The sequence below is a fragment of the Streptomyces sp. NPDC058674 genome (genome assembly GCF_042716505.1).
Lineage (GTDB): Bacteria > Actinomycetota > Actinomycetes > Streptomycetales > Streptomycetaceae > Streptomyces.
The window spans coordinates 197,665-216,584 of record NZ_JBHXSC010000001.1; the positions used below are offsets into that span (position 1 = coordinate 197,665).

Here is an 18,920-nt window from a genome sequence, read left to right on the forward strand (position 1 = left end):
GGGACGGGCGCGGCCGGCCATCGGCCGGGCCCCCCGGTACGCGGCCGCCACACCGGACCGACCGGCCGGCCTCCCGGCCGTCGGCCCCCGGCCGAGCGCACCGACAGTGCCGCTCAGCGGCCGAGCACCGCCATCGCCGCGTTGTGTCCGGGGATTCCGCTGACGCCGCCGCCGCGCACCGCGCCCGCCCCGCACAGCAGCACGTTGGGATGGGCGGTCCCGACGCCCCACCGGGCCCCCGCGCCCCCGCCGGCGGCGCCGCCCTCCGCGTACGGCCAGGACAGGTCCCGGTGGAAGATGTGGCCGCCGGGGAGCCGCAGTTCGCGCTCCAGGTCCAGCGGGGTCTTCGCCTCGATGCAGGGCCGTCCGTCCGCGTCGAAGGCGAGGCAGTCGGTCAGCGGCTCGGCCAGATGGCGGTCCAGCTGCGCGAGGGTGGCGGTGAGCAGGACCTCGCCGGCCTGCCGGTTGTCCTTCCGGAACAGCCGGGCGGGGGTGTGCAGCCCGAAGAGGGTGAGCGTCTGGTAGCCCTGCTCCACCAGCTCGGGGCCGAGGATCGTCGGATCGGTGAGCGAGTGGCAGTAGATCTCGGAGGGCGGTACGGACGGCAGCCTCCCGGCGGCCGCCTCCGCGTGGGCGCGCGCCAGCTCGGCGTACCCCTCGGCGATGTGGAAGGTACCGCCGAAGGCCTCGCGCGGGTCCACGCCGGAGTCCTTGAGCCGGGGCAGCCGACGCAGCAGCATGTTGACCTTGAGCTGGGCCCCCTCCGGGGCCGCACCCTGCCCCGGAGGTTCGCCCAGGAGTGCGGCGAGGGCCTGCGGTGAGGCGTTGACCAGCACGGTGCCTGCGGTGACCCGGCCCTCCCCCGCCGCCGTACGGAACACGACCTCGGCCGGGCCGGCGCCGTCCGTGTCGATGCGCAGTGCCTCGTGGCCGGTGGCGATCTCGGCCCCGGCGCCCCGCGCGGCGTCGGCGAGCGCGTCCGTGAGGGCGCCCATTCCGCCCACGGGCACGTCCCAGTCACCGGTCCCGCCGCCGATGACGTGGTAGAGGAAGCAGCGGTTCTGTGCGAGCGAGGGGTCGTGGGCGTCGGCGAAGGTGCCGATCAGGCCGTCGGTGAGGACCACGCCGCGGACCAGGTCGTCGGCGAAGCTCCGCTCCACGGCCCGGCCCAGGGGCTCCTCGAAGAGCATTCGCCAGGCGGCCTCGTCGTCGATCCGGGCCCGCAGCTCCGCACGGCTGGGCAGCGGCTCGGTCAGGGTCGGGAAGACCTTCCCGGCGACCCGCCCGGTGGTCCCGTAGAAGGCGCGCCAGCTGTCGTACTCGCGGTCCGAGCCGGTCAGCTGCGCGAAGGACTCCCGGGTACGGGAGGGGTCCCCGCCGACGAGCAGCCCGCCGGGCCGCCCGTCGCGCAGGGTGGGCGTGTACGAGGAGACCGTGCGGCGGCGGACCGAGAACCGCAGGCCGAGGTCGCGCACGATCTTGGCCGGGAGCAGGGAGACGAGGTAGGAGTAGCGCGACAGCCGGGCGTCGACGCCCGCGAAGGGGCGGGTGGACACGGCGGCCCCGCCCGTGTGCCCGAGGCGCTCCAGCAGCAGCACCGATCTTCCCGCCCCGGCCAGGTACGCGGCGGCCACCAGACCGTTGTGGCCGCCGCCCACGATCACCGCGTCGTACACGGCCCCGTCGAAGGCGATCCGGCCGGATACCCGGGAGCCGCTCGTGGCAGTCATGGCTCTTGGTAGCACACCTGGCCGAGCCGCTCCAGGCAGTGCGCCTCGTCGGCGTGGGCCAGAACCGTGTCGGGGTGCGCGTCGCCCAGGGCGCGCTCGCGGATGCCCGCGAGGTCCCGGTAGACGGGCAGCGCCTCCTCCCAGCGGCCCAGCCGCCCCAGGCCCGCGGCGAGTTCGCGGCGGCTGACCAGCGTGTCGGGGTGCTCGACGCCGAGGACGCCGGCCCGCAGAGCGCCGACTTGGCGGGCCTCGGCGACCGCCTCCTCCCAGCGGTCCAGACGGCCCAGGTTGACGCCGAGGACGTGTCGGGCCCGGAGGGTCTCGGGGTCCGTGGCTCCGTAGGCGCGGGTGCGGTCCCGGACCAGGGCGCGGAAGAGGTCGAGGGCCTGGGCGCTCTTCCCGGTGCGCCCGAGCGCGACGCCGATCTCGTAGCGCGCGGCCAGGGTGTCGGGGTGGTCGCGGCCCAGCACCCGCTCCCGTACGGCGGCGACCTCGCGGAAGACGGCGAGGGCCTCCCGCCAGCGCTCCAGGCGGCCCAGCGCGTACGCCACCTCGTAGCGGGTCAGCAGGGTGTCCGCGTGCTCCGCGCCCAGAACGGTGGCCCGGTCCGCGGCGGTCTCCGCGGCGGCCCGGTGGGCCTCGGCGAACCGGCCGAGGGCTCCCAGCGCGCAGGCCAGGTTGTGGCGGCAGCGCAGGGTGTCGGGGTGGCGCGGGCCCGTGGTCCGCTCGCGGGCGGCGAGCACGGTGCGGTAGACGCCGTACGCCTCGGCGTGGCGGCCGAGGCGGCCCAGTTCGTACGCGCTCTCCTGGCGGGCGGCGAGCGTGTCGGCGTGGTCCGGGCCGAGCACCCGGGCGCGCCCGTCGGCCACGGCCTGGTAGACGGCGAGCGCCGCCTCGGGCCGGCCGGCCCGGCTGAGGGCGAAGGCGCGGGCGTGGCCGGCGGCGAGGGCGTCGACTCCGGTCTCGCGCGCGCCGAACGGGCGCGGGAGGCCGTACTCCGCGGTGAGGCGCGGATCCTCGGCGGGGGCGGGCCGGACGATCCGCCGCGGCCCGCCGGGGGCCGCCGGGGCCGAACCCCCGGGCACGTCGCCGGCACCCGGGCGGGGACCGGGACCGGCACCGGGACCCACGACAGGAACGGGACCGGGGCCGGGACCCGGGACGGGACCGACAGCCGGACCGGAGACGGCCCCGGGGGCCGGACCCGGGACGGAAGCCGGACCAGGACCGGAAGCCGTACCGGCACCGGCGGCCAGACCCGAAACGGGACCGGGACCCGAGGCAGGAAACGGACCCGGGACGGACCCGGCAGCCGGACCGGAGACGGGACCGGGACCGGCAGCCGGACCGGAGGCGGGACCGAGACCCGAAGCAGGAAACGGGCCCGGGACGGGGGCAGGACTGGCACCGACGGCCGGAGCGGAGACGGGACGGGCACTCGAGGCGGGAAGCGGAACCGGGGCGGGACCGGCCCCCACGACAGGACCGGCAGCCGGGCCGGAGACGGGAACGGGCCGGTCGGCGCCGGGGCGTACGGCCGTCCACGCGCCGGTCAGCACGGCCCACTCCCCGCTCGCGGGACGGGCGTCGAGGCCGGCCTTGCGGCCGGCGGTCATCCCCCGGGCCCACCCCGGCAGCGGGGCCGGGGCGCCGGGGAGCCCCGCCGGGCCGGTCCGCGCCTCGACGAGCCGGCGGTGCACGTGGCGGGCGTCGCCCGGACGGTCCTCGGGGCGCTTGGCGAGCAGGTCCAGGACCACCCGCTCGAAGTAGTCGGGCAGTTCCGGGCGGTGCGCGCGCGGCGGCACGGGCGCGGTGTCCCGGTGGCCGACCAGCACCGACCAGGAGTCCCCGAGGTCGAAGGGCGGGGCACCGGTGGCGATCTCGTAGAGCACGCAGCCGAGGGAGTAGAGGTCGCTGCGGTGGTCGACCTCGCCGCCCGCGATCTGCTCGGGCGACATGTAGTGCGGGGTGCCCATCGCCATGCCGCCGCCGGTGAGCTTGGCGGTGAAGCCGATGTCGTGGGCGAGACGGGCGATGCCGAAGTCGCAGATCTTCACCGTGCCGTCGGTGAGCCGCATGATGTTGGCCGGCTTCAGATCGCGGTGGACCACGCCCTGGTCGTGGGTGTAGCCGAGGGCCGCGGCCATCTGCTCGGCGACGTCCACGACCACGTCCACCGGCAGCGGGCGCGTCCCGTTGTCCTCCAGCAGCTGGCTGAGGTTGCGCCCCTCGAGGAGCTCCATGACGAGGTAGAGGCAGCCTCCGGCGGCGCTGTCGTCGCCGAAGTCGTGCACGACGGTGACACCGCGGTGCTGGAGCGCGGCCGCCACGCGCGCCTCGCGCCGGAACCGCTCGCGCAGCACCTGCGTGAAGTGGGCGTCCTGTTCGGCGCCGATCGGTTTGAGGCACTTCACCGCGACGTGCCGGCCCAGCGACTCGTCGCGGGCCCGCCACACCTCGCCCATGCCTCCGCGCCCGATCAGATCGAGCGACCGGTACCGGCCTTGGATCAGTCTGGACTCCGCCATGTTGTGAAGCCGCCCCCGTCGTCGTGCCTCGCCCTCCCCGGCCCGTCCAGTATGGCCGCCGATGTACGCAGTGTGTACGGCGAGGGGCGGCTCCCGGGGCCCATGCGACGCATCGCTTTCAAGATGTGACCTGGTGGCAGCTGCCAGCGCAGAGCTGCGGGAATGGTGCGCAGAGCGTGACCGGTGAGGCGCAGGCGCCGGGTGGTATCGCGGGGGGCCGGTGCGGGGCGTCCGTACATCCGGTGCGCCCAGTCGGGGAGCGTCGCGTACGCGAGCCTGGCGATCGGTCGCCACAGCAGGTTCCGGCCCGGCACGAGGAGGGGGTGGGTCGGGGGGCTGCGCAGGAAGGCGTCCACGGCGCGGGCGTCGGGACCGGCGGTGAGCTGGGAGCGGACCGTCTCGAAGTAGCCGGCCAGTTGCGCGGTGTCGGCGGGGACGTCCCGCGGGTCGAGGCCGACGAGGCGGGCGCCCGTCCGGTTCTCGTCGACGTAGCGGTCGGCCTGGTCGCGGGTGAGGGGGACGCCGGAGCGGCGCAGGACGTGCAGGAAGCTGTCGATCTGCGCGCAGTGGATCCAGAGCAGCAGCGCCGGATCGTCCACGGGGAACCGCTCGCCCGTGTCGGGGTCGGTCGCGGAGAGCGTGCGGTGGATGGCGCGGACGCGGGCTCCGGCGCGCTCGGCGGCCTCGGTGGTGCCGTAGGTGAGGGTGCCGACGAAGTCGGCCGTGCGCAGCAGCCGCCCCCAGGCGTCGGAGCGGAAGTCCGAGTTCTCCATGACCCCGCGGACGGCCCGGGGGTGCAGGGCCTGCAGGTAGAGGGCGCGGACTCCGGCGATCCACATCACCGGCTCGCCGTGGCACTGCCAGGTGACGGAGGCGGGGCCGTAGAGTCCCGGATCCGCTCCCCCGTACGGAGCTCCGCTCATCCGCTGGCCTCCTCCGGCCCGGCTGTCCGGACCGCTCCGGCTTCCCGTCCGCCGCCTCGGCCGCGCCGCCGTACGGTGTGGCTCCGCCGCCTCGGCAGCTCCCCGCCGTACGGCCGGCTCCGTCCGCTCGGGCTTTCCCCCATCCTGCCCGGCCCGGGGCGGGGCTACCCGTCCGGCGGGCCAGCTCCGCCACTCTCGTACCGCGGGGGTCAGGCCGGGATGTCGATCAGCCCCACGGGGGGTCCGGTGGGCTTGGCGGAGCCTCCGGCGGGCTCGACCGTGATGCCGAGGGCGGTGGCCCGGTCGACGTCACCGTCCAGCAGTTTGATGTGCCAGTTGCCCCGGCCGGTCAGGGTGCCGGCCGAGCGGGCCCGGCCGGAGTCGTCGTACCAGAGCTCGTACACCTGGTCCGAGGTCAGTTGCGGCAGGCCGGAGGCCATGAAGGCGCCCCGCCTCTCGGCGCGGGAGACGATGACGGACCCGGTGGCGCCGTCGCCGAGGTCGGCCGTGCCGATCGCCGCATCGGGAGCGGCCAGCACATCGGCCAGCCGCACCGCGGGGCCGGCCCGGTGGAGCTCGGTACGGGCCCGCTCGGCCTCCTGGTGCTGCCAGACCGCGATCCCGCCGAAGGCGGCCGCGGCGGCCAGGGACGCGGCCAGTGCCCAGTGCAGCGGCGACCGGAGTCCGGCCCGTCCGGGCGGCCGTTTCGCGGGTGCCCCGCGTCCGGGGGGCGGATGGGGGGTACCGCCGGCCGCGCGCGCACGAGCACGCGGACCGGCTGGTTTCGGGAGGGCGTGCGGCGGGGCGGCCGCCTCCGGTACGGGCCGGGCGGCCGCCTCTCCGGTGGAGACGACCGCACCGCGCGGCTCCTGCGGGGTGAGAGCGATCTGCTCCAGTACGCGGGCGCGCAGCTCGGGCGCAGGCGCCGCCGCCTCGGTGGCGCACAGCCGCACCAGCACCGGCACGAGGGCGGCCAGCTCGCGCCGGCAGTCCGCGCAGCCGGCCAGGTGCTCCTCGAACGCGCTCTCCTCGTCGGGCGGCAGTGCGTGCAGGAGGTACGCGCCGAGGGGTGCGTGCGGTTCGGGCGTGGTGCTCATCGGGACGCCTCCAAGCACTCGCGCAGCCGTTGCAGCCCGTCGCGCAGCCGCGACTTGACCGTGCCCTCCGGCGACGACAGCGACCGCGCCACCTCCCGGTAGGTCATCCCCTCGTAGAAGGCCAGCAGGACCGACTCCCGCTGGGCCCGGCTCAGTGCTCCCAGGCAGCGCCGCACCCGGGCGTGTTCGTCGCGCTCCTCGACGACCGCGGCGACCTCGTCGAAGGGGGTCCTGCGGTCGAGCAGCGCGGCCTTTTCCTCCCGCTCGCCGCGGGCCCGTACGGAACGCACGCGGTCGACCGCCCGCCGGTGGGCCAGCACCAGCACCCACGCCTTGGCGCTGCCCAGCTCGGGCCGGAAGCGGCCCGCCGTACGCCACACCTCGACCATCACGTCCTGGGTCACCTCCGCCGCCTGGTCGGCGTCCCGCAGGACGCGGCAGACCAGGCCCGTTACGGGGACGGTCAGTGCGTCGTAGACCCGGGCGAAGGCGTCGCGGTCGCCGTCGGCGGCCCGGACGAGCTGCGCGTCGAGACTACGGTCCTCCTCGTCGGACCCCGACCGGTCGGACCCGTCGGCCCGGTCGGACCTGTCGGGCCTGTCGGACCGGTCGGCCGGTTCCGCGCTTTCGGTTCCCCTGTGGGCCATCAGACATCCAGTGATCTCCCGAGTGCAGCACCGGATACCGATCCCACCATCATTCGCGGGGCGCCGCATCCGGGGGCCACCGGCGCAGCGAGGGCCCGCGGGGGCGGGCCCTCGTGGACCATCCGTCGGCGGCAGCCGCCACGGGAGCCGTCAGCGGTGCTTGTTCCAGCAGTCCCAGTGGCCCTGGACCCAGTGCTTGTCCCACTGTCCGGGGACGTACACCCACTTCCAGTGGCCGTTGCCGCCCCGCCAGTCGCCCTTGTGGCCGTCGTACCGGTTGTCGCCCTTGTGGTCGCCGTACCGGTTGTCACCCTTGCGGTTGTCGCCCTTGTGGTCGCCGTAGCGGTCGTCGCCCCTGTGGTCGCGGTCGCGGTCACGGTCGTGGCTCTTGACCCACTTCTTCTCCCAGTGGCCCTTGACCCACTTCTTCTCCCAGTGGCCCTTCTTCCAGTGGCACTGCTTGTTGTGGTCGCGATCGCCGGTGGCCACGGTGGAGACGGACGCGGCCGGGGCTGCTACGGCGGGCGCCGCGGCGCCGAGCGCCGCACCACCGACCAGCATCCCGGTCGCGGCGGCGGCCACGGCCACGCGCCTGATCCGGACGGGAACGCTCATGGATCCCACCTCCTCGCCCCCGCTGAAGCGAGAGCCGTAAGTGCTGTGACACAAGTAATTCGGAGCCGATCGCACCCTGGATGGATAAATTCTCCCGATTTGTCCCCTGGCCGCCAGAAGGCAGCCCCCTCGGGCGCTACCAGTCGGTTCGGAGAGGCCGCCGCGAGTACGCCCGCCCGTAGACGAGGCCGGGACGGGGTGCGGATCTTCGCGGCTTCCGCCAAGTACGCCGGCCTGCCGGGTGGGGGGAGACTGCCCGGCAGGGGCCGCGGCACATCCCTGGCGACGGGGGCGGACCGCGGCCGGGGACACGACGAGGCAGTACGGCTTCCTGTGCGAGCGGACCGGCGAGGAGGCCGAGACCGGACCGCGCGTCCGGATCACGGCGCTGCTCGACCGGCCGATCTCATTCGTCACCACCTGCCCGCGCCGCGAGGTCTACGAGAAGTGCCTGCGGGCGGCCGGGTTCAGCGAGTTGACGTGGGTCCCGCTGGAGGTGTCCGACGCCGGAGTGCGCGCGTTGGGTGCGGACTTCTGGGCGGACCTCCTGGCCGATCCCCCGCTGGCGATGCTGCGCTGCCGGGCGTGACGGCCGCGGTGATCGGCGCGCCTGCCGTCGTCGGCAGGTGCGCCGGTCGTCGCGGTCACGCCTGCCGCTTGGCGTCGATCTCGGCGATCAGGCCCTCGACGAGGCCCTTGATCTCGTCGCGGATGGGGCGAACGGCCTCGACGCCCTGCCCGGCCGGGTCCTCCAGCTGCCAGTCGAGGTACGTCTTGCCGGGGAAGTACGGACAGGCGTCACCACAGCCCATGGTGATGATGTAGTCGGACGCCCGGGCGGCCTCGGGGGTGAGGACCTTCGGCCGCTGGTCGGAGATGTCGATGCCCAGCTCTGCCATGGCGGCGACGGCGGAGGGGTTGATCCGCTCGCCGGGCACGGAACCGGCGGACCGGACCTCGACGCGGTCGCCCGCGAGGTGGCGCAGGAACCCGGCCGCCATCTGGGAGCGGCCCGCGTTGTGGATGCAGACGAACAGGACGGACGCGGCAGGAGCGGAGGACATCTGTTCTTCCTTGAGTGGGGTGACGGCGGTGGGCGACGGCGGTGGGCAACAGCGGTAAACGGTGCGGGCGCGGCCGGCACGGTCCGAGGGAGACGACCCGGGCGCCGGTCCGGCAGCGGTGCGGGGGGGGCGTGGGCCGGGTACGCCTCCCGAGGCAGGGCGATCCCGCTCGACGGAACCCCAGGTCGACTTCGATGGCGTCAGCCTCGACTGATGTGACAGTATCAGCCCATGATGACGTCAGTCGACACTGATCTGATCCGGGTTCTGGCCGATCCGCTGAGGCTCCGGATCGTGACCCTCCTCGCCGGGGAGACGCTGTGCACCACCCACCTCGTGGAGGAGACGGGAGCCAGGCAGACCAACCTCTCCAACCACCTCAAGGTGTTGCGCGAGGCCGGGGTCGTGGACACGGAGCCGTGCGGGCGGTTCACCTACTACCGTCTGCGCCCGGAAGTCATCGGCGCCCTCGCCGGTCAGTTCGCGGACCTGGCCCGGACCGCGCGCGCCACCGCCGAGGCGAACCGCAAGCGGTCCTGCCCGTAGCCCCAGCGCCAGCCCTCCACACTGCGCCTGCGCCCGCGCCTGCGCCTATGCCTATGCCTTTGCCTATGCCTGCGCCTCACCTTGCCCGAGGAGACCCGCCTTGACCGCCACCGAGCCCGTCGGCACCGCCCCCGGAGCGGACACCGCCGCAGCCGCCGACCCGCCCCGGCCCGTACCCGCCGACGCGATCCGGCCCGCACCCGGCGCGACCCCGCCCCGCGTTCCCCTGGTCGCCCGCGCCGCCGCCGAGCTGGTCGGTACCGCCGCCCTCGTCGCCGTCGTGGTCGGCTCCGGCATCCAGGCCGCCGGCCTCACCGACGACGCGGCCCTCCAGCTGCTGGCCAACTCCACCGCCACGGTCTTCGGGCTCGGCGTGCTCATCACGCTCCTCGGACCGGTCTCCGGCGCCCACTTCAACCCGGCCGTCACGCTCGCCGAGTGGTGGACCGCCCGCCGCGGCGGCGCGGGAGTCGACGCGCGTGAGCTTGCCGTGTACGTGCCGTCCCAGATCGCGGGCGCCATCGCCGGGGCGGTCCTGGCGGACGCCATGTTCGGCGAACCGCTGGTGAAATGGTCCACCCACGACCGCTCCGCCCCGAACCTGCTCCTCGGCGAGGTCGTCGCCACCGCCGGCCTGGTCCTGCTGATCTTCGGCCTGGCCAGAAGCGACCGGCTCCGCTTCGCGCCGGTCGCCGTCGCCTCGTACATCGGCGCCGCGTACTGGTTCACCTCCTCCACCTCCTTCGCCAATCCGGCCGTCACCATCGGCCGCGCGTTCACCGACACCTTCGCGGGCATAGCCCCCGCCTCCGTGCCCGCCTTCATCGGCGCACAGGTGGCGGGTGCCGCGGTGGGCCTGGCCCTGGTGGCGGTCATCTTCCGTGCCGAACCGCACGGGCATGGCGGTGCGCGCCGGGCGTACGGGGGAAGGGCATGATCGACGCGGCTGACGAGGCTTCGGAGAAGGCGCCGGCGAGAGCGGCGCGGCTGCGCTCGGCACCGTTGGTGTTCGGGGCCGGTGCGACGGTCGGCGTGCTGGGCGGGATGATCGGCCTGGGCGGTGCGGAGTTCCGGCTGCCGCTGCTGATCGGGATGTTCGGATTCGCGGCGCTGTCGGCCGTCATCCTCAACAAGGCCTTGAGCCTGGTCGTCGTGATCACCGCCCTGCCCGCCCGCCTGGCCGTCGTCTCCTTCGGCGAACTCGGCTCCCACTGGACCGTCGCGGTCAACCTGCTGGCGGGCAGCCTCCTCGGAGCGTGGGCGGGAGCCTCATGGGCGGTGCGGATGCGGTCCGCCACCCTGCACAAGGTCCTCGCGATCCTGATGGTCGGCATGGCCGGCGCCCTCGCCCTCACGCACACCACCGCCGGGTGGTCGCCCTCCCTGCCGACCGCGGTTCAGGTGGCGGCCGGCGTGGCCGCCGGCTTCGGCATCGGCGTCGTCGCAGCGATCATGGGCGTTGCCGGCGGTGAACTGCTGATCCCCGCGATCGTGTTGCTGTACGGCGTCGACATCAAGCCGGCGGGCAGCCTGTCCCTGCTGGTGTCCCTGCCCACCATGCTCGTCGCGTTCGCGCGCTACAGCCGCGACGGCAGCTTCGCCGTCCTCGGCGCCAACCTCCGCTTCACCGCGCTCATGGCCGCGGGCTCGGTCTTCGGCGCGCTCCTCGGCGGGCTCCTGCTCGGGGTGGTCCCCGACCCGGTCCTCATTCCCGCACTTGCGACCATCCTGTTGATCTCGGCGGTCAAGGTCGCCCGGCACGACCCGTCCGGGGTCCCCGGCACCGCCCCCCGCACCTGACCGTCGACCCGCCCGCTCGGTCGACGGCCCTGCTACGGCGCTCCGGCCGCACCACGTCGAACCAGGCGCCCGCGGTGGCGGCCGACGCGTTCGCGGGTGTCGACGTCGCCGAACCCGGCCCGGTGGATCGCCGGCGTCGCGCCGGCGTGCCGGGGGAGCAGCGCGGTGATCCGCGCGCCGGTCACGCCGTCTTCGCCGCGCCGGCCAGGAGGGCGCTCATGGCAGCGAGCACGGAGGGCTCGACGCGGTAGTACACCCAGGTCCCACGGCGCTCCGAGGTCAGCAGGCCGGCCTCCTTCAGCTTCTTGAGGTGATGGGAGACGGTGGGCTGGGAGACACCGACGTCGGAGATGTCGCACACGCACGCCTCCCCGCCCTCGTGCGAGGCGACGGAGGAGAACAGGCGCAGGCGGACCGGGTCGCCCAGGGCCTTGAACATCTTCGCCGCCGCTTCGGCCTCGTCCGCGGACATGGGGCGCTCGTTCAGCGGGGGGCAGCACGGCGCGGCGGCCTGGTCGGCTTCCAGGAGCGGCAGAACCTCGGCATTCGACATACGCCTATGTTGACACATGTCGAAACAGAGCGACGGTGCCTGATTAGATGCACATCTATGTTGACGCTCATCGAAGCAGGTGTCATTCTGGTCGGGCAAGCCATCGACAGATGTCGAAACAACGAGGAGCCCGCCGTGACCGCCTCCGCCCGTACCGATCTGCCCGTCATCGTCATCGGAGCCGGCCCCGCCGGCCTCGCGGCCGCGGCCCACCTGGTCGACCGCGGCATCGAACCCCTCGTCCTGGAGGCCGGGCCCGCCGCCGGCACGGCCGTCCGCGCGTGGTCGCACGTACGCCTCTTCTCCCGATGGGGTGAAATCGTCGACCCGGCGGCCGAGAAGCTCCTCGCACCCACCGGCTGGGCACGGCCCGACCCCGCCGCCTACCCCTCCGGTGGCGACTGGGTCGAGCGCTACCTCCAGCCCCTGGCCGATGTCCTGGGCGAGCGGGTCCGCTACGACGCGACCGTCACCGGGGTCTCCCGGACCGGCCGCGACCGCCTCGTCGACGCCGACCGCGAGGCGCAGCCCTTCGTCGTCCACTTCGCCGCGGCCGACGGCAGCGAGGCACGCGTCTTCGCCCGCGCCGTCATCGACGCCTCCGGCACCTGGTCCACCCCCGGCCCGGCGGGCGGCAGCGGTCTCGCCGCGCTCGGCGAGAGGGGTGCGGCCGACCGCATCACCTACCGCGTCCCGGACCTCGCGGACCCGGCCGTCCGAGCCCGGTACGCCGACAAGCGCACCGCCGTGATCGGCTCCGGCGCCTCCGCCTTCACCGCCCTCGCCCACCTCGCCGACCTCGCGAGGGACGAGCCGGGCACCCGCGCACTGTGGATCCTGCGGCGCGGCATCTCCGGCTCCACCTTCGGCGGGGGCGATGCCGACCAGCTCCCCGCCCGGGGCGCCCTCGGCCTCGCCGCGAAGGCCGCCGTCGACGGCGGGTACGCCGACGCGGTCACCGGCTTCCGCACCGACACCATCGAACGCGACGGCGACGGCCGCCTCGTCCTGATCGGCGAGGACGGCCGCCGCCTGGATCCGGTCGACGAGGTCATCGTCCTCACCGGGCTGCGCCCCGACCTCTCCTTCCTCAACGAGCTCCGCCTCGGCCTGGACGAACGCCTGGAGGCTCCGACCGCGCTCGCACCGCTGATCGACCCCAACCAGCACTCCTGCGGCACCGTCTACCCGCACGGCGTGAAGGAGCTCTCCCATCCGGAGAAGGACGTCTACCTCGTCGGCATGAAGTCCTACGGCCGCGCCCCCACCTTCCTCGCCCTGACCGGATACGAGCAGGTCCGCTCCATCGCCGCCCACCTCGCCGGGGACCGGGAGGCGGCCGAGCGCGTCGAACTCACCCTCCCCGAAACCGGAGTCTGCGGCGGCGCGGGCCTCTTCGACCGGCCCGAGGCCACCGAGGAGACCGGCGGCGGCTGCTGCGCAGCCCCGGCCGTGCTGCCCGTCGGCGCCCCGGCCCCAGCCCGCGCCTCGGGCGGCTGCTGACCGAGGCGGCTGCTGCCCGAGGCCCGGCGTCGGGCAGCCGTGGCGGCGACCGGCACGGGGTTCGATCGAGGACTCGGCCGTCGCCTGCTCACGTGCCGGCCGAAGCCCTTGTCAGGTGCCGCCTCAGCGTCGCACCCTCGGCATGCCCAGGCCGATCCAGGAGATGATCTCGCGCTGGATCTCGTTGTTGCCGCCGCCGAAGGTGAAGATGACGGCGCTGCGGTAGCCGCGTTCGAGTTCGCCGTGCAGGACCGCGCCGGCCGAGCCGTCCTTGAGGGAGCCGGCCGCGCCGACGACCTCCATGAGCCAGGCGTAGGCGTCCCGGCGGGCCTCGGAGCCGTACACCTTGACCGCGGAGGCGTCCTGCGGGGTGAGGGTCCCGGCCTGGACCGCGTTGACCATCTGCCAGTTGAGGAGCTTCATGGCGTCGAGCCGGACGTGGGTCCGGGCCAGCCGCCCGCGCACCCACGGGAGGTCAATGACGCGGCGGCCGTCGGCGAGCTTGGTCTCGGCGGCCCAGCGCTGGACGTCGTGGAGGGCTCGGATGGCCATCGTGCCGTGGGCGGCGAGGGTGACGCGCTCGTGGTTGAGCTGGTTGGTGATCAGGCGCCAGCCCTTGTTCTCCCGGCCGACCCGGCGGCTCGCCGGGACGCGGATGTTCTCGTAGTAGCTCGCGGTGGTGTCGTGCGAGGCGAGCGTGTTGATGAGGGTGCACGAGTACCCGGGGTCCGAGGTCGGCACGAGGAGCATGGTGATGCCCTTGTGCGCGGGCGCGTCCGGATCGGTGCGCACGGCGAGCCAGACCCAGTCGGCGGTGTCGCCGTTGGTGGTCCAGATCTTCTGCCCGTCGACCACGTACGTGCCGGTCTCCTCGTCTCCCTCACGGACCGCCCGGCACCTGAGGGCGGCGAGGTCGGTGCCGGCGTCGGGTTCGCTGTACCCGATGGCGAAGTCGATCTCGCCGGCCAGGATCTTCGGCAGGAAGTACGCCTTCTGCTCGTCGGTGCCGAACTGCATGATGGTCGGCCCGACGGTGTGGAGGGCCATCAGCGGCAGCGGCACGACGGCCTGCGCGGCCTCGTCGAAGAAGATGAACTGGTCCATCGGGGACATGCCCCGGCCGCCGTACTCCTTCGGCCAGCCGACCCCGAGCCAGCCGTCGGCGCCCAGGCGGCGGATGGTCTCCCGGTAGAAGCGCTTCTGGGCGGCGGGATCCTCGTAGCGGGCGTAGACGTCATCCGGGACCAGCTCGGCGAAGTAGGCGCGCAGCTCGGTGCGCAACTGCTGCTGCTCAGGCGTGTATTCGAGGTGCACGGCCCCTCCGGGAGTCTCGCGGTCCAGCCGGCCGCCACTGCGGCGGCGGGGGCAGAGTAGAACCTGTTCCAAGAATCCGGAAGGGTCGGCGCCCGGCCGATCCGCTCACCCGGCGGGCGGGGCGGGACCGGCGCCCCGGCGGGCAGCGGCTACAGGGCGAGTTCGAGGTAGGCGGCCCGCTTCTCCTCGCGCGCCACGAGGACCCTTCGCCAGATGGCGAGGGCGAAGGGCGGGACCATGTCGGGCGAGATGTCCTCCGGCAGGCAGAACCGGAACTCGTCGATCTCCGATTCCTGGAGGCGGATGGCCTGCTGCTGCTCCGGACTCAGCAGCGGCCCGTCGAAGACGTGGAAGACGTGCGACCCCTCGCCGCGGGTGACCCATGCGGTCACCAGGAGGTCTCCGATCTCCAGGTCGAGGCCGAGCTCCTCGCGGAGTTCGCGCCGCAGGGCGGCGGTGGGGAGCTCATTCTCCTCGATGTGGCCACCCGGCAGGTTCCACCGCTCCCTGTGGACCTGATTGACGATGAGCACCCGGCCGCGCTCGTCCCGGATGACGGCGGCGGCGGAGGCGGTGGCCCGCGCGTGGCCGGCGGAGGGGGTCATGGGGCGCTCCTGGGGAATGGCGGGACGGATCGGCGTCCGGGTGCCCGCTCGGACTCATGATCGAAATCCTAGGCCAACGGGCGGCGACAACGGGCTGGGCCGCCGGGGCCCACGGGCGGGGCCGGCGGGCTCCGGCCCGGATGCGGCGCTCCGCCGGACGAGGGACCAGGACCGCTCCCCCGGTGGATCGCACACGCACCCGCGGGTGAAGCCCCCCGAGGCAGCGAAACCCGTCGCGGACTCGGCCGGTTGGTGCGGGCATGAACACCCCGATACAGCCCACCCTCCCCACCAGCACCAGCACCAGCACCACTGCTCGCGCCGCCGGCACCCCACGGCACCGCGTCCCCGAAACGACGCCCGCCATCGAGCTGGACGGCATCGACGAGGCGGACGGACCCGGCGGCAGCGTCCGCGTCCTTCCCGGGGACCGGCCGGACACCGTCGTCCTCGTCCCGGAGGGCGAGTTCGACCACTACACCGCCCGGCCGCTGGACGCGGCGCTCGCCCGGGCCGCCGCCGACGGCCGCACGCGCCTGCTCATCGACGCGAGCGCGCTCACGTTCTGCGACTCCGCGCTCCTGCGCGTCCTCGACCACTGGAGCGGAGACGGTCGGCGGTGGGAGATCGGCGTCTCCTCCCGGGCCCTCGCCCACCTGTTCGAGGTCGCGAGCCGCGTTCCCGGCGCCAGGTCGCGCCGTCTGCCGGCTGCGCCCACTCGTCCACGGCCGGACGCGGGGGCGCGGTACGGGGGGGTGTGAGCGCAGCCTCGCACCCGGACCCGGCGGGCCCGTGGGGGCCGCGTCCGCAGGTGTATGCCGGACGGGCTCGACCGGCTCGGTCCGCCCGGTCCGCCCGGTCCGCGCCGCGCCTCCCGGCGAGGGGAAACGCCGGGCAGGAGCCCCCTCCGCCCTCGTAGGGTGGCGGCATGACGTCGCGTGAGTGGGCCATCGAACTCGTGGAGCGGCAGCTGCTCGCCGCGGAGGCCGCCCGGTCCTGGCCGGCGATGGTGGTCATCGGTGCCGAGCGGCACGCGCTGGGGTGGCTGATCAGCTGCCAGTCGCCCGAGTACGCGCGGACCGGCCTCTCCCGCGACGCCCTGACCGGACACGGGCCCTTCCTCGTCGACGCCTTGGACGGGAGCCTCCACATGGTGCACGCGCAGTTCTGCGACGGCGACCGGGAATGGGAGGATCAGTACCGGCAGAAGGTGCGGGGCGATCTCCCGCCCCGGGAACTCGACGCGCGGGTGCGGCAGCTCACCGACCTGGGGCGTCGCGGGGACGCCTTCCGGGCCGTGCGCCGCGCACCGGGCGGGCTGAGCCCCGCCGACGCCCTGCGGTTCGTCGACGCGATCGCTTCCGGGTCCGCACCCCCGGCCGACCTGGTGTACCGGCTCCCCCAGCCGGACACGCGGTACCCGGCCATCAGCACCTACAGCGGCCCCAACCCCGAACCGGCCGACTGGTGGCCTGCGCGGCAGGCGTCCCGACCGCCGGGCGCCTGACCACCCACCACCTGGCTGTCCATCACTCGATCTCCGGGCGCCGGGATCAGGCCCCGGACGGCCCGTCAGGTCAGGACGTAGAGGACGTCGAAGCAGACGAGGTCGCGGACCGCGTCGAAGAGGTACGTGCCCGAGCGGTGGCCCTCGGGACCGAATCCGGCGGCGCCGGCGTCGAACTCCGCACTGTGCTGCCAGAGCGCGCCCTCGGGCAGGTGCGGCCGCAGTTCGGCGGGGAGGTCGGACGGCACGGCGGGGGCGAAGGTCCGGCCGGGACCGCGGACCACGGCTGCCCCGCCGCCGGGCGGCAGGTGGGCGACGCCGGCCAGGCGGATTCGGGAGTCCGGGCTCGGGACGCTCCGGTCGCCGGGGGCCTCGTCGACGTCGTAGCCCACCCAGTGGGCGGCGCTCAGCTCGCCCAGGTACGACCTGAACCGCCGGTTCAGGGGTTCCAGGTCGGTGCGGACGCGCAGCGGCTCCCGCTGCCGCTCCGGGGGCCGGAGGGCCGTCGCCACCGCGGCGCCCGCACCGGCGACGGCGAACAGGGGCAGGCCGAGGGCCAGCAGGAAGCGCCGCCGGCCGCCGTTGCCCCGCTGCGCGTCCATGATCCCCCCGGTGGGCCTCAGTTCAGGGCGCTGATCATAGCCTCGGCCGTCGCCGCCATCGCCGTACGGGCCGCTGTCAGATAGGGCCTGGGGTCCGCCGGGGTGAGGTGGGCGCGGATGGCCCCCGTCATGGCCACGTTCAGCGCGGTGCCGATGTTGACCTTGCGGATGCCGCCGGCGACCGCCGCCGCGAGCTCGCCGTCCGGCAGGCCCGACGAACCGTGCAGGACGAGCGGCACGTCCACCGCCTTGGCCAGCCGGGCCAGCAGCGCGTGGTCCAGCGCGGCGGTCCGGCTGGTCATGGCATGGCTGCTGCCGATGGCGACGGCCAGCGCGTCGACCCGGGAGTCGGCGACGAAGCGGCGTGCCTCGTCGGGGTCGGTGCGCGCGCCCGGCGCGTGCGGGTCCAGCGGGGCGGCGCCGTCCTTGCCGCCGACCTCGCCCAGCTCTGCCTCGATCCACAGCCCGTTGGCGTGCGCCCAGTCGGCGGCCGAGCGGGTGGCCTCCAAGTTCTCGGCGTACGGGAGGTGCGCGGCGTCGAACATGACCGAGCTGTACCCCGCGTCGCAGGCCTGGCGCAGCAGTTCGGAGCTCTTGACGTGGTCGAGGTGCAGGCCCACGGGGACGGCCGCCTCCTCGGCGCAGGCCGCGGCCGCCCGGGAGATGGGCAGCAGCCGACCGCCGCGGAACTTCACCGCGTTCTCGCTGAGCTGGAGGATGACCGGCAGCCCGGCCGCCTCGGCGCCCGCCACGACGGCTTCGGCGTGCTCCAGGGTGATGATGTTGAAGGCGGCGACGGCGCGGCCGGCCGCGGCCGCCTCCAGGACGAGCGGACCCGCGGGGACGAGGCTCATCGGACCGCCTCCTCGTCGGCGGTGAGGATCACCGAACGGGTCAGGTGGCGCGGCGCGTCCGGGTCCAACTGCTGGTGGGCGGCGACGGCGAGGGCGAGACGGTGTACCCGGACCAGCTCGGCGAGCGGGTCGAGCCGCCCGGCGACCCACTGCGACCCGGTGGCGCGCACCTGTTCGGCGAGGCCCGCGGGGGCCTCGCCGAGCGACCATGTGGCCGTGCCGGGCCCGGAGACGCTGATCGGCCCGTGCCGGTACTCCATCGCGGGATAGGACTCGGCCCAGGAGAGCGAGGCCTCGCGCATTTTGAGCGCGGCCTCGTTCGCGAGGCCGACGCTCCAGCCCCGGCCGAGGAAGGTGAACTGGCCGCGGCTCTCCAGCTCTGCGGGAAGGGGCTCGGCGAGGGCGGTACGGGCGTCCGCGACCACGGACGGGGTGTGCTGCCCGACGTGGGCGCGCAGCAGGGTGAGGGCGGTGGTCGCGAACCGGGTCTGTACGACGGACTGCTCGTCGGCGAAGTCGAGGACCACGAGCTCGTCGGCGAGGGTCGTCACCGGGGTGGCCGGGTCGCCGATCACCGCGGTGGTGGGCACGCCCGCGTCCCGCAACCCGGCCAGCAGGTCCAGCACTTCGGTGGTGGTGCCGGAACGGGTCAGGGCGAGCACCCGGTCGTAGCGGCGGTGGTACGGGAATTCGGACGCGGGGAAGGCGTCCGTCTCGCCCTGCCCGGCTTCCTCGCGCAACACGGCGGCGGCCTGGGCCATGTAGTACGAGGTCCCGCACCCGACGATCGCGGTACGCTCCCCCGGCCGCGGCAACACCGCCCGTCGCGCCGGGGCCAGTTCGGCGGCCCGCTCCCAGCATTCGGGCTGTGTGCCCAACTCGTACGCCACGTGGCTCATGCAGGCTCCTTCCTACGACAAGCGACTCTGGATGCGTATTTCTGCAAGCTACCGCGCCCTTTCGCGCAACTTCAAGCATCGCGGGGGTGATCGGCTGGGTTATGGTCGGCGGATGGGCCAATGGAGAACGCGG

The 18,920-nt window shown here is 74.4% G+C and carries 21 protein-coding genes; 7 read left to right on the forward strand and 14 right to left on the reverse strand.

The genetic code is table 11. From position 1 onward, the window contains the following. Positions 1–113 precede the first annotated feature (113 nt). The 6 genes from ACFWU6_RS00895 to ACFWU6_RS00920 form a co-directional block, all read right to left on the reverse strand. Positions 114–1,730, reverse strand: coding sequence for a phytoene desaturase family protein (locus tag ACFWU6_RS00895; protein ID WP_383977171.1), 1,617 nt, complete (start codon positions 1,728–1,730; stop codon positions 114–116). Then, positions 1,727–4,258 carry a tetratricopeptide repeat protein gene (locus ACFWU6_RS00900; RefSeq protein ID WP_383977174.1) on the reverse strand — a complete coding sequence of 844 codons (2,532 nt, stop codon included), beginning with the start codon at positions 4,256–4,258 and terminating at the stop codon, positions 1,727–1,729. Before ACFWU6_RS00900 ends, ACFWU6_RS00895 begins: the two co-directional genes overlap by 4 nt. Then, on the reverse strand, positions 4,240–5,181 hold the full coding sequence (locus tag ACFWU6_RS00905; RefSeq protein ID WP_383977177.1) for an oxygenase MpaB family protein: 942 nt from the start codon (positions 5,179–5,181) through the stop codon (positions 4,240–4,242). The genes ACFWU6_RS00900 and ACFWU6_RS00905 overlap by 19 nt, the downstream gene beginning before the upstream one ends. Positions 5,182–5,390: 209 nt before the next feature. After that, positions 5,391–6,278 (reverse strand): anti-sigma factor, encoded by an 888-nt coding sequence (locus ACFWU6_RS00910; protein WP_383977179.1) that lies wholly within the window; start codon positions 6,276–6,278, stop codon positions 5,391–5,393. After that, positions 6,275–6,925, reverse strand: a complete 651-nt coding sequence (gene sigK / locus ACFWU6_RS00915; RefSeq protein WP_383977182.1) for an ECF RNA polymerase sigma factor SigK — start codon at positions 6,923–6,925, stop codon at positions 6,275–6,277. The genes ACFWU6_RS00910 and sigK overlap by 4 nt, the downstream gene beginning before the upstream one ends. Positions 6,926–7,075: 150 nt before the next feature. Further along, complete coding sequence (locus ACFWU6_RS00920) at positions 7,076–7,540, reverse strand: hypothetical protein (protein ID WP_383977185.1); 465 nt, start codon at positions 7,538–7,540, stop codon at positions 7,076–7,078. A 241-nt stretch (positions 7,541–7,781) separates the two neighbouring features. Between ACFWU6_RS00920 and ACFWU6_RS00925 the strand changes: the two genes are divergently transcribed. Then, positions 7,782–8,129: a hypothetical protein gene (locus tag ACFWU6_RS00925; RefSeq protein ID WP_383977188.1), complete on the forward strand. Its 348-nt coding sequence runs from the start codon at positions 7,782–7,784 to the stop codon at positions 8,127–8,129. Between the two features lie 55 nt (positions 8,130–8,184). Here the strand turns inward: ACFWU6_RS00925 and ACFWU6_RS00930 are convergent, their stop codons facing one another. Then, entirely contained in the window at positions 8,185–8,604 is a 420-nt protein-coding gene (locus tag ACFWU6_RS00930) for an arsenate reductase ArsC (RefSeq protein ID WP_383803362.1), read from the reverse strand. A gap of 231 nt (positions 8,605–8,835) precedes the next feature. Here ACFWU6_RS00930 and ACFWU6_RS00935 point away from each other — a divergent pair, with 231 nt between their 5' ends. The 3 genes from ACFWU6_RS00935 to ACFWU6_RS00945 all read left to right on the forward strand — a co-directional run bounded on the left by ACFWU6_RS00935 (position 8,836) and on the right by ACFWU6_RS00945 (position 10,950). After that, positions 8,836–9,150: an ArsR/SmtB family transcription factor gene (locus ACFWU6_RS00935; protein WP_383803364.1), complete on the forward strand. Its 315-nt coding sequence runs from the start codon at positions 8,836–8,838 to the stop codon at positions 9,148–9,150. 100 nt (positions 9,151–9,250) lie between these two features. Beyond that, the gene (locus ACFWU6_RS00940; RefSeq protein WP_383977191.1) at positions 9,251–10,087 is read left to right on the forward strand and encodes an aquaporin; all 837 of its coding nucleotides are present in this window, start codon (positions 9,251–9,253) and stop codon (positions 10,085–10,087) included. Continuing rightward, positions 10,084–10,950 (forward strand): sulfite exporter TauE/SafE family protein, encoded by an 867-nt coding sequence (locus ACFWU6_RS00945; RefSeq protein WP_383803367.1) that lies wholly within the window; start codon positions 10,084–10,086, stop codon positions 10,948–10,950. Before ACFWU6_RS00940 ends, ACFWU6_RS00945 begins: the two co-directional genes overlap by 4 nt. A gap of 32 nt (positions 10,951–10,982) precedes the next feature. On the opposite strand, the gene ACFWU6_RS00950 is transcribed toward ACFWU6_RS00945, so the two are convergent. Together ACFWU6_RS00950 and ACFWU6_RS00955 are read right to left on the reverse strand one after the other, a co-directional pair. Beyond that, complete coding sequence (locus tag ACFWU6_RS00950; RefSeq protein WP_383803369.1) at positions 10,983–11,135, reverse strand: hypothetical protein; 153 nt, start codon at positions 11,133–11,135, stop codon at positions 10,983–10,985. Further along, the gene (locus ACFWU6_RS00955; RefSeq protein WP_383977194.1) at positions 11,132–11,503 is read right to left on the reverse strand and encodes an ArsR/SmtB family transcription factor; all 372 of its coding nucleotides are present in this window, start codon (positions 11,501–11,503) and stop codon (positions 11,132–11,134) included. The genes ACFWU6_RS00950 and ACFWU6_RS00955 overlap by 4 nt, the downstream gene beginning before the upstream one ends. Positions 11,504–11,638: 135 nt before the next feature. Here ACFWU6_RS00955 and ACFWU6_RS00960 point away from each other — a divergent pair, with 135 nt between their 5' ends. Next, complete coding sequence (locus tag ACFWU6_RS00960; RefSeq protein ID WP_383977197.1) at positions 11,639–13,006, forward strand: NAD(P)-binding domain-containing protein; 1,368 nt, start codon at positions 11,639–11,641, stop codon at positions 13,004–13,006. A gap of 123 nt (positions 13,007–13,129) precedes the next feature. Here ACFWU6_RS00960 and ACFWU6_RS00965 read toward each other — a convergent pair whose 3' ends face one another. Continuing rightward, on the reverse strand, positions 13,130–14,320 hold the full coding sequence (locus tag ACFWU6_RS00965; RefSeq protein ID WP_383977200.1) for an acyl-CoA dehydrogenase family protein: 1,191 nt from the start codon (positions 14,318–14,320) through the stop codon (positions 13,130–13,132). A 149-nt stretch (positions 14,321–14,469) separates the two neighbouring features. Next, positions 14,470–14,925, reverse strand: coding sequence for an NUDIX domain-containing protein (locus tag ACFWU6_RS00970; RefSeq protein ID WP_383803377.1), 456 nt, complete (start codon positions 14,923–14,925; stop codon positions 14,470–14,472). Between the two features lie 260 nt (positions 14,926–15,185). On the opposite strand from ACFWU6_RS00970, the gene ACFWU6_RS00975 reads away from it, so the two are divergent. Both ACFWU6_RS00975 and ACFWU6_RS00980 read left to right on the forward strand, forming a co-directional pair. Next, entirely contained in the window at positions 15,186–15,686 is a 501-nt protein-coding gene (locus ACFWU6_RS00975; protein WP_383977203.1) for an STAS domain-containing protein, read from the forward strand. A gap of 167 nt (positions 15,687–15,853) precedes the next feature. Then, the gene (locus tag ACFWU6_RS00980) at positions 15,854–16,432 is read left to right on the forward strand and encodes a YrhB domain-containing protein (RefSeq protein WP_383977206.1); all 579 of its coding nucleotides are present in this window, start codon (positions 15,854–15,856) and stop codon (positions 16,430–16,432) included. A 65-nt stretch (positions 16,433–16,497) separates the two neighbouring features. On the opposite strand, the gene ACFWU6_RS00985 is transcribed toward ACFWU6_RS00980, so the two are convergent. Genes ACFWU6_RS00985 through ACFWU6_RS00995 form a run of 3 tightly spaced genes read right to left on the reverse strand, consistent with a single transcriptional unit; the run spans position 16,498 to position 18,787 of the window. Then, complete coding sequence (locus ACFWU6_RS00985; protein ID WP_383977209.1) at positions 16,498–17,034, reverse strand: hypothetical protein; 537 nt, start codon at positions 17,032–17,034, stop codon at positions 16,498–16,500. A 17-nt stretch (positions 17,035–17,051) separates the two neighbouring features. Then, on the reverse strand, positions 17,052–17,888 hold the full coding sequence (locus tag ACFWU6_RS00990; protein ID WP_383803384.1) for a class II fructose-bisphosphate aldolase: 837 nt from the start codon (positions 17,886–17,888) through the stop codon (positions 17,052–17,054). Next, positions 17,885–18,787 (reverse strand): SIS domain-containing protein, encoded by a 903-nt coding sequence (locus tag ACFWU6_RS00995; RefSeq protein WP_383977211.1) that lies wholly within the window; start codon positions 18,785–18,787, stop codon positions 17,885–17,887. Before ACFWU6_RS00995 ends, ACFWU6_RS00990 begins: the two co-directional genes overlap by 4 nt. Positions 18,788–18,920: the final 133 nt, after the last annotated feature.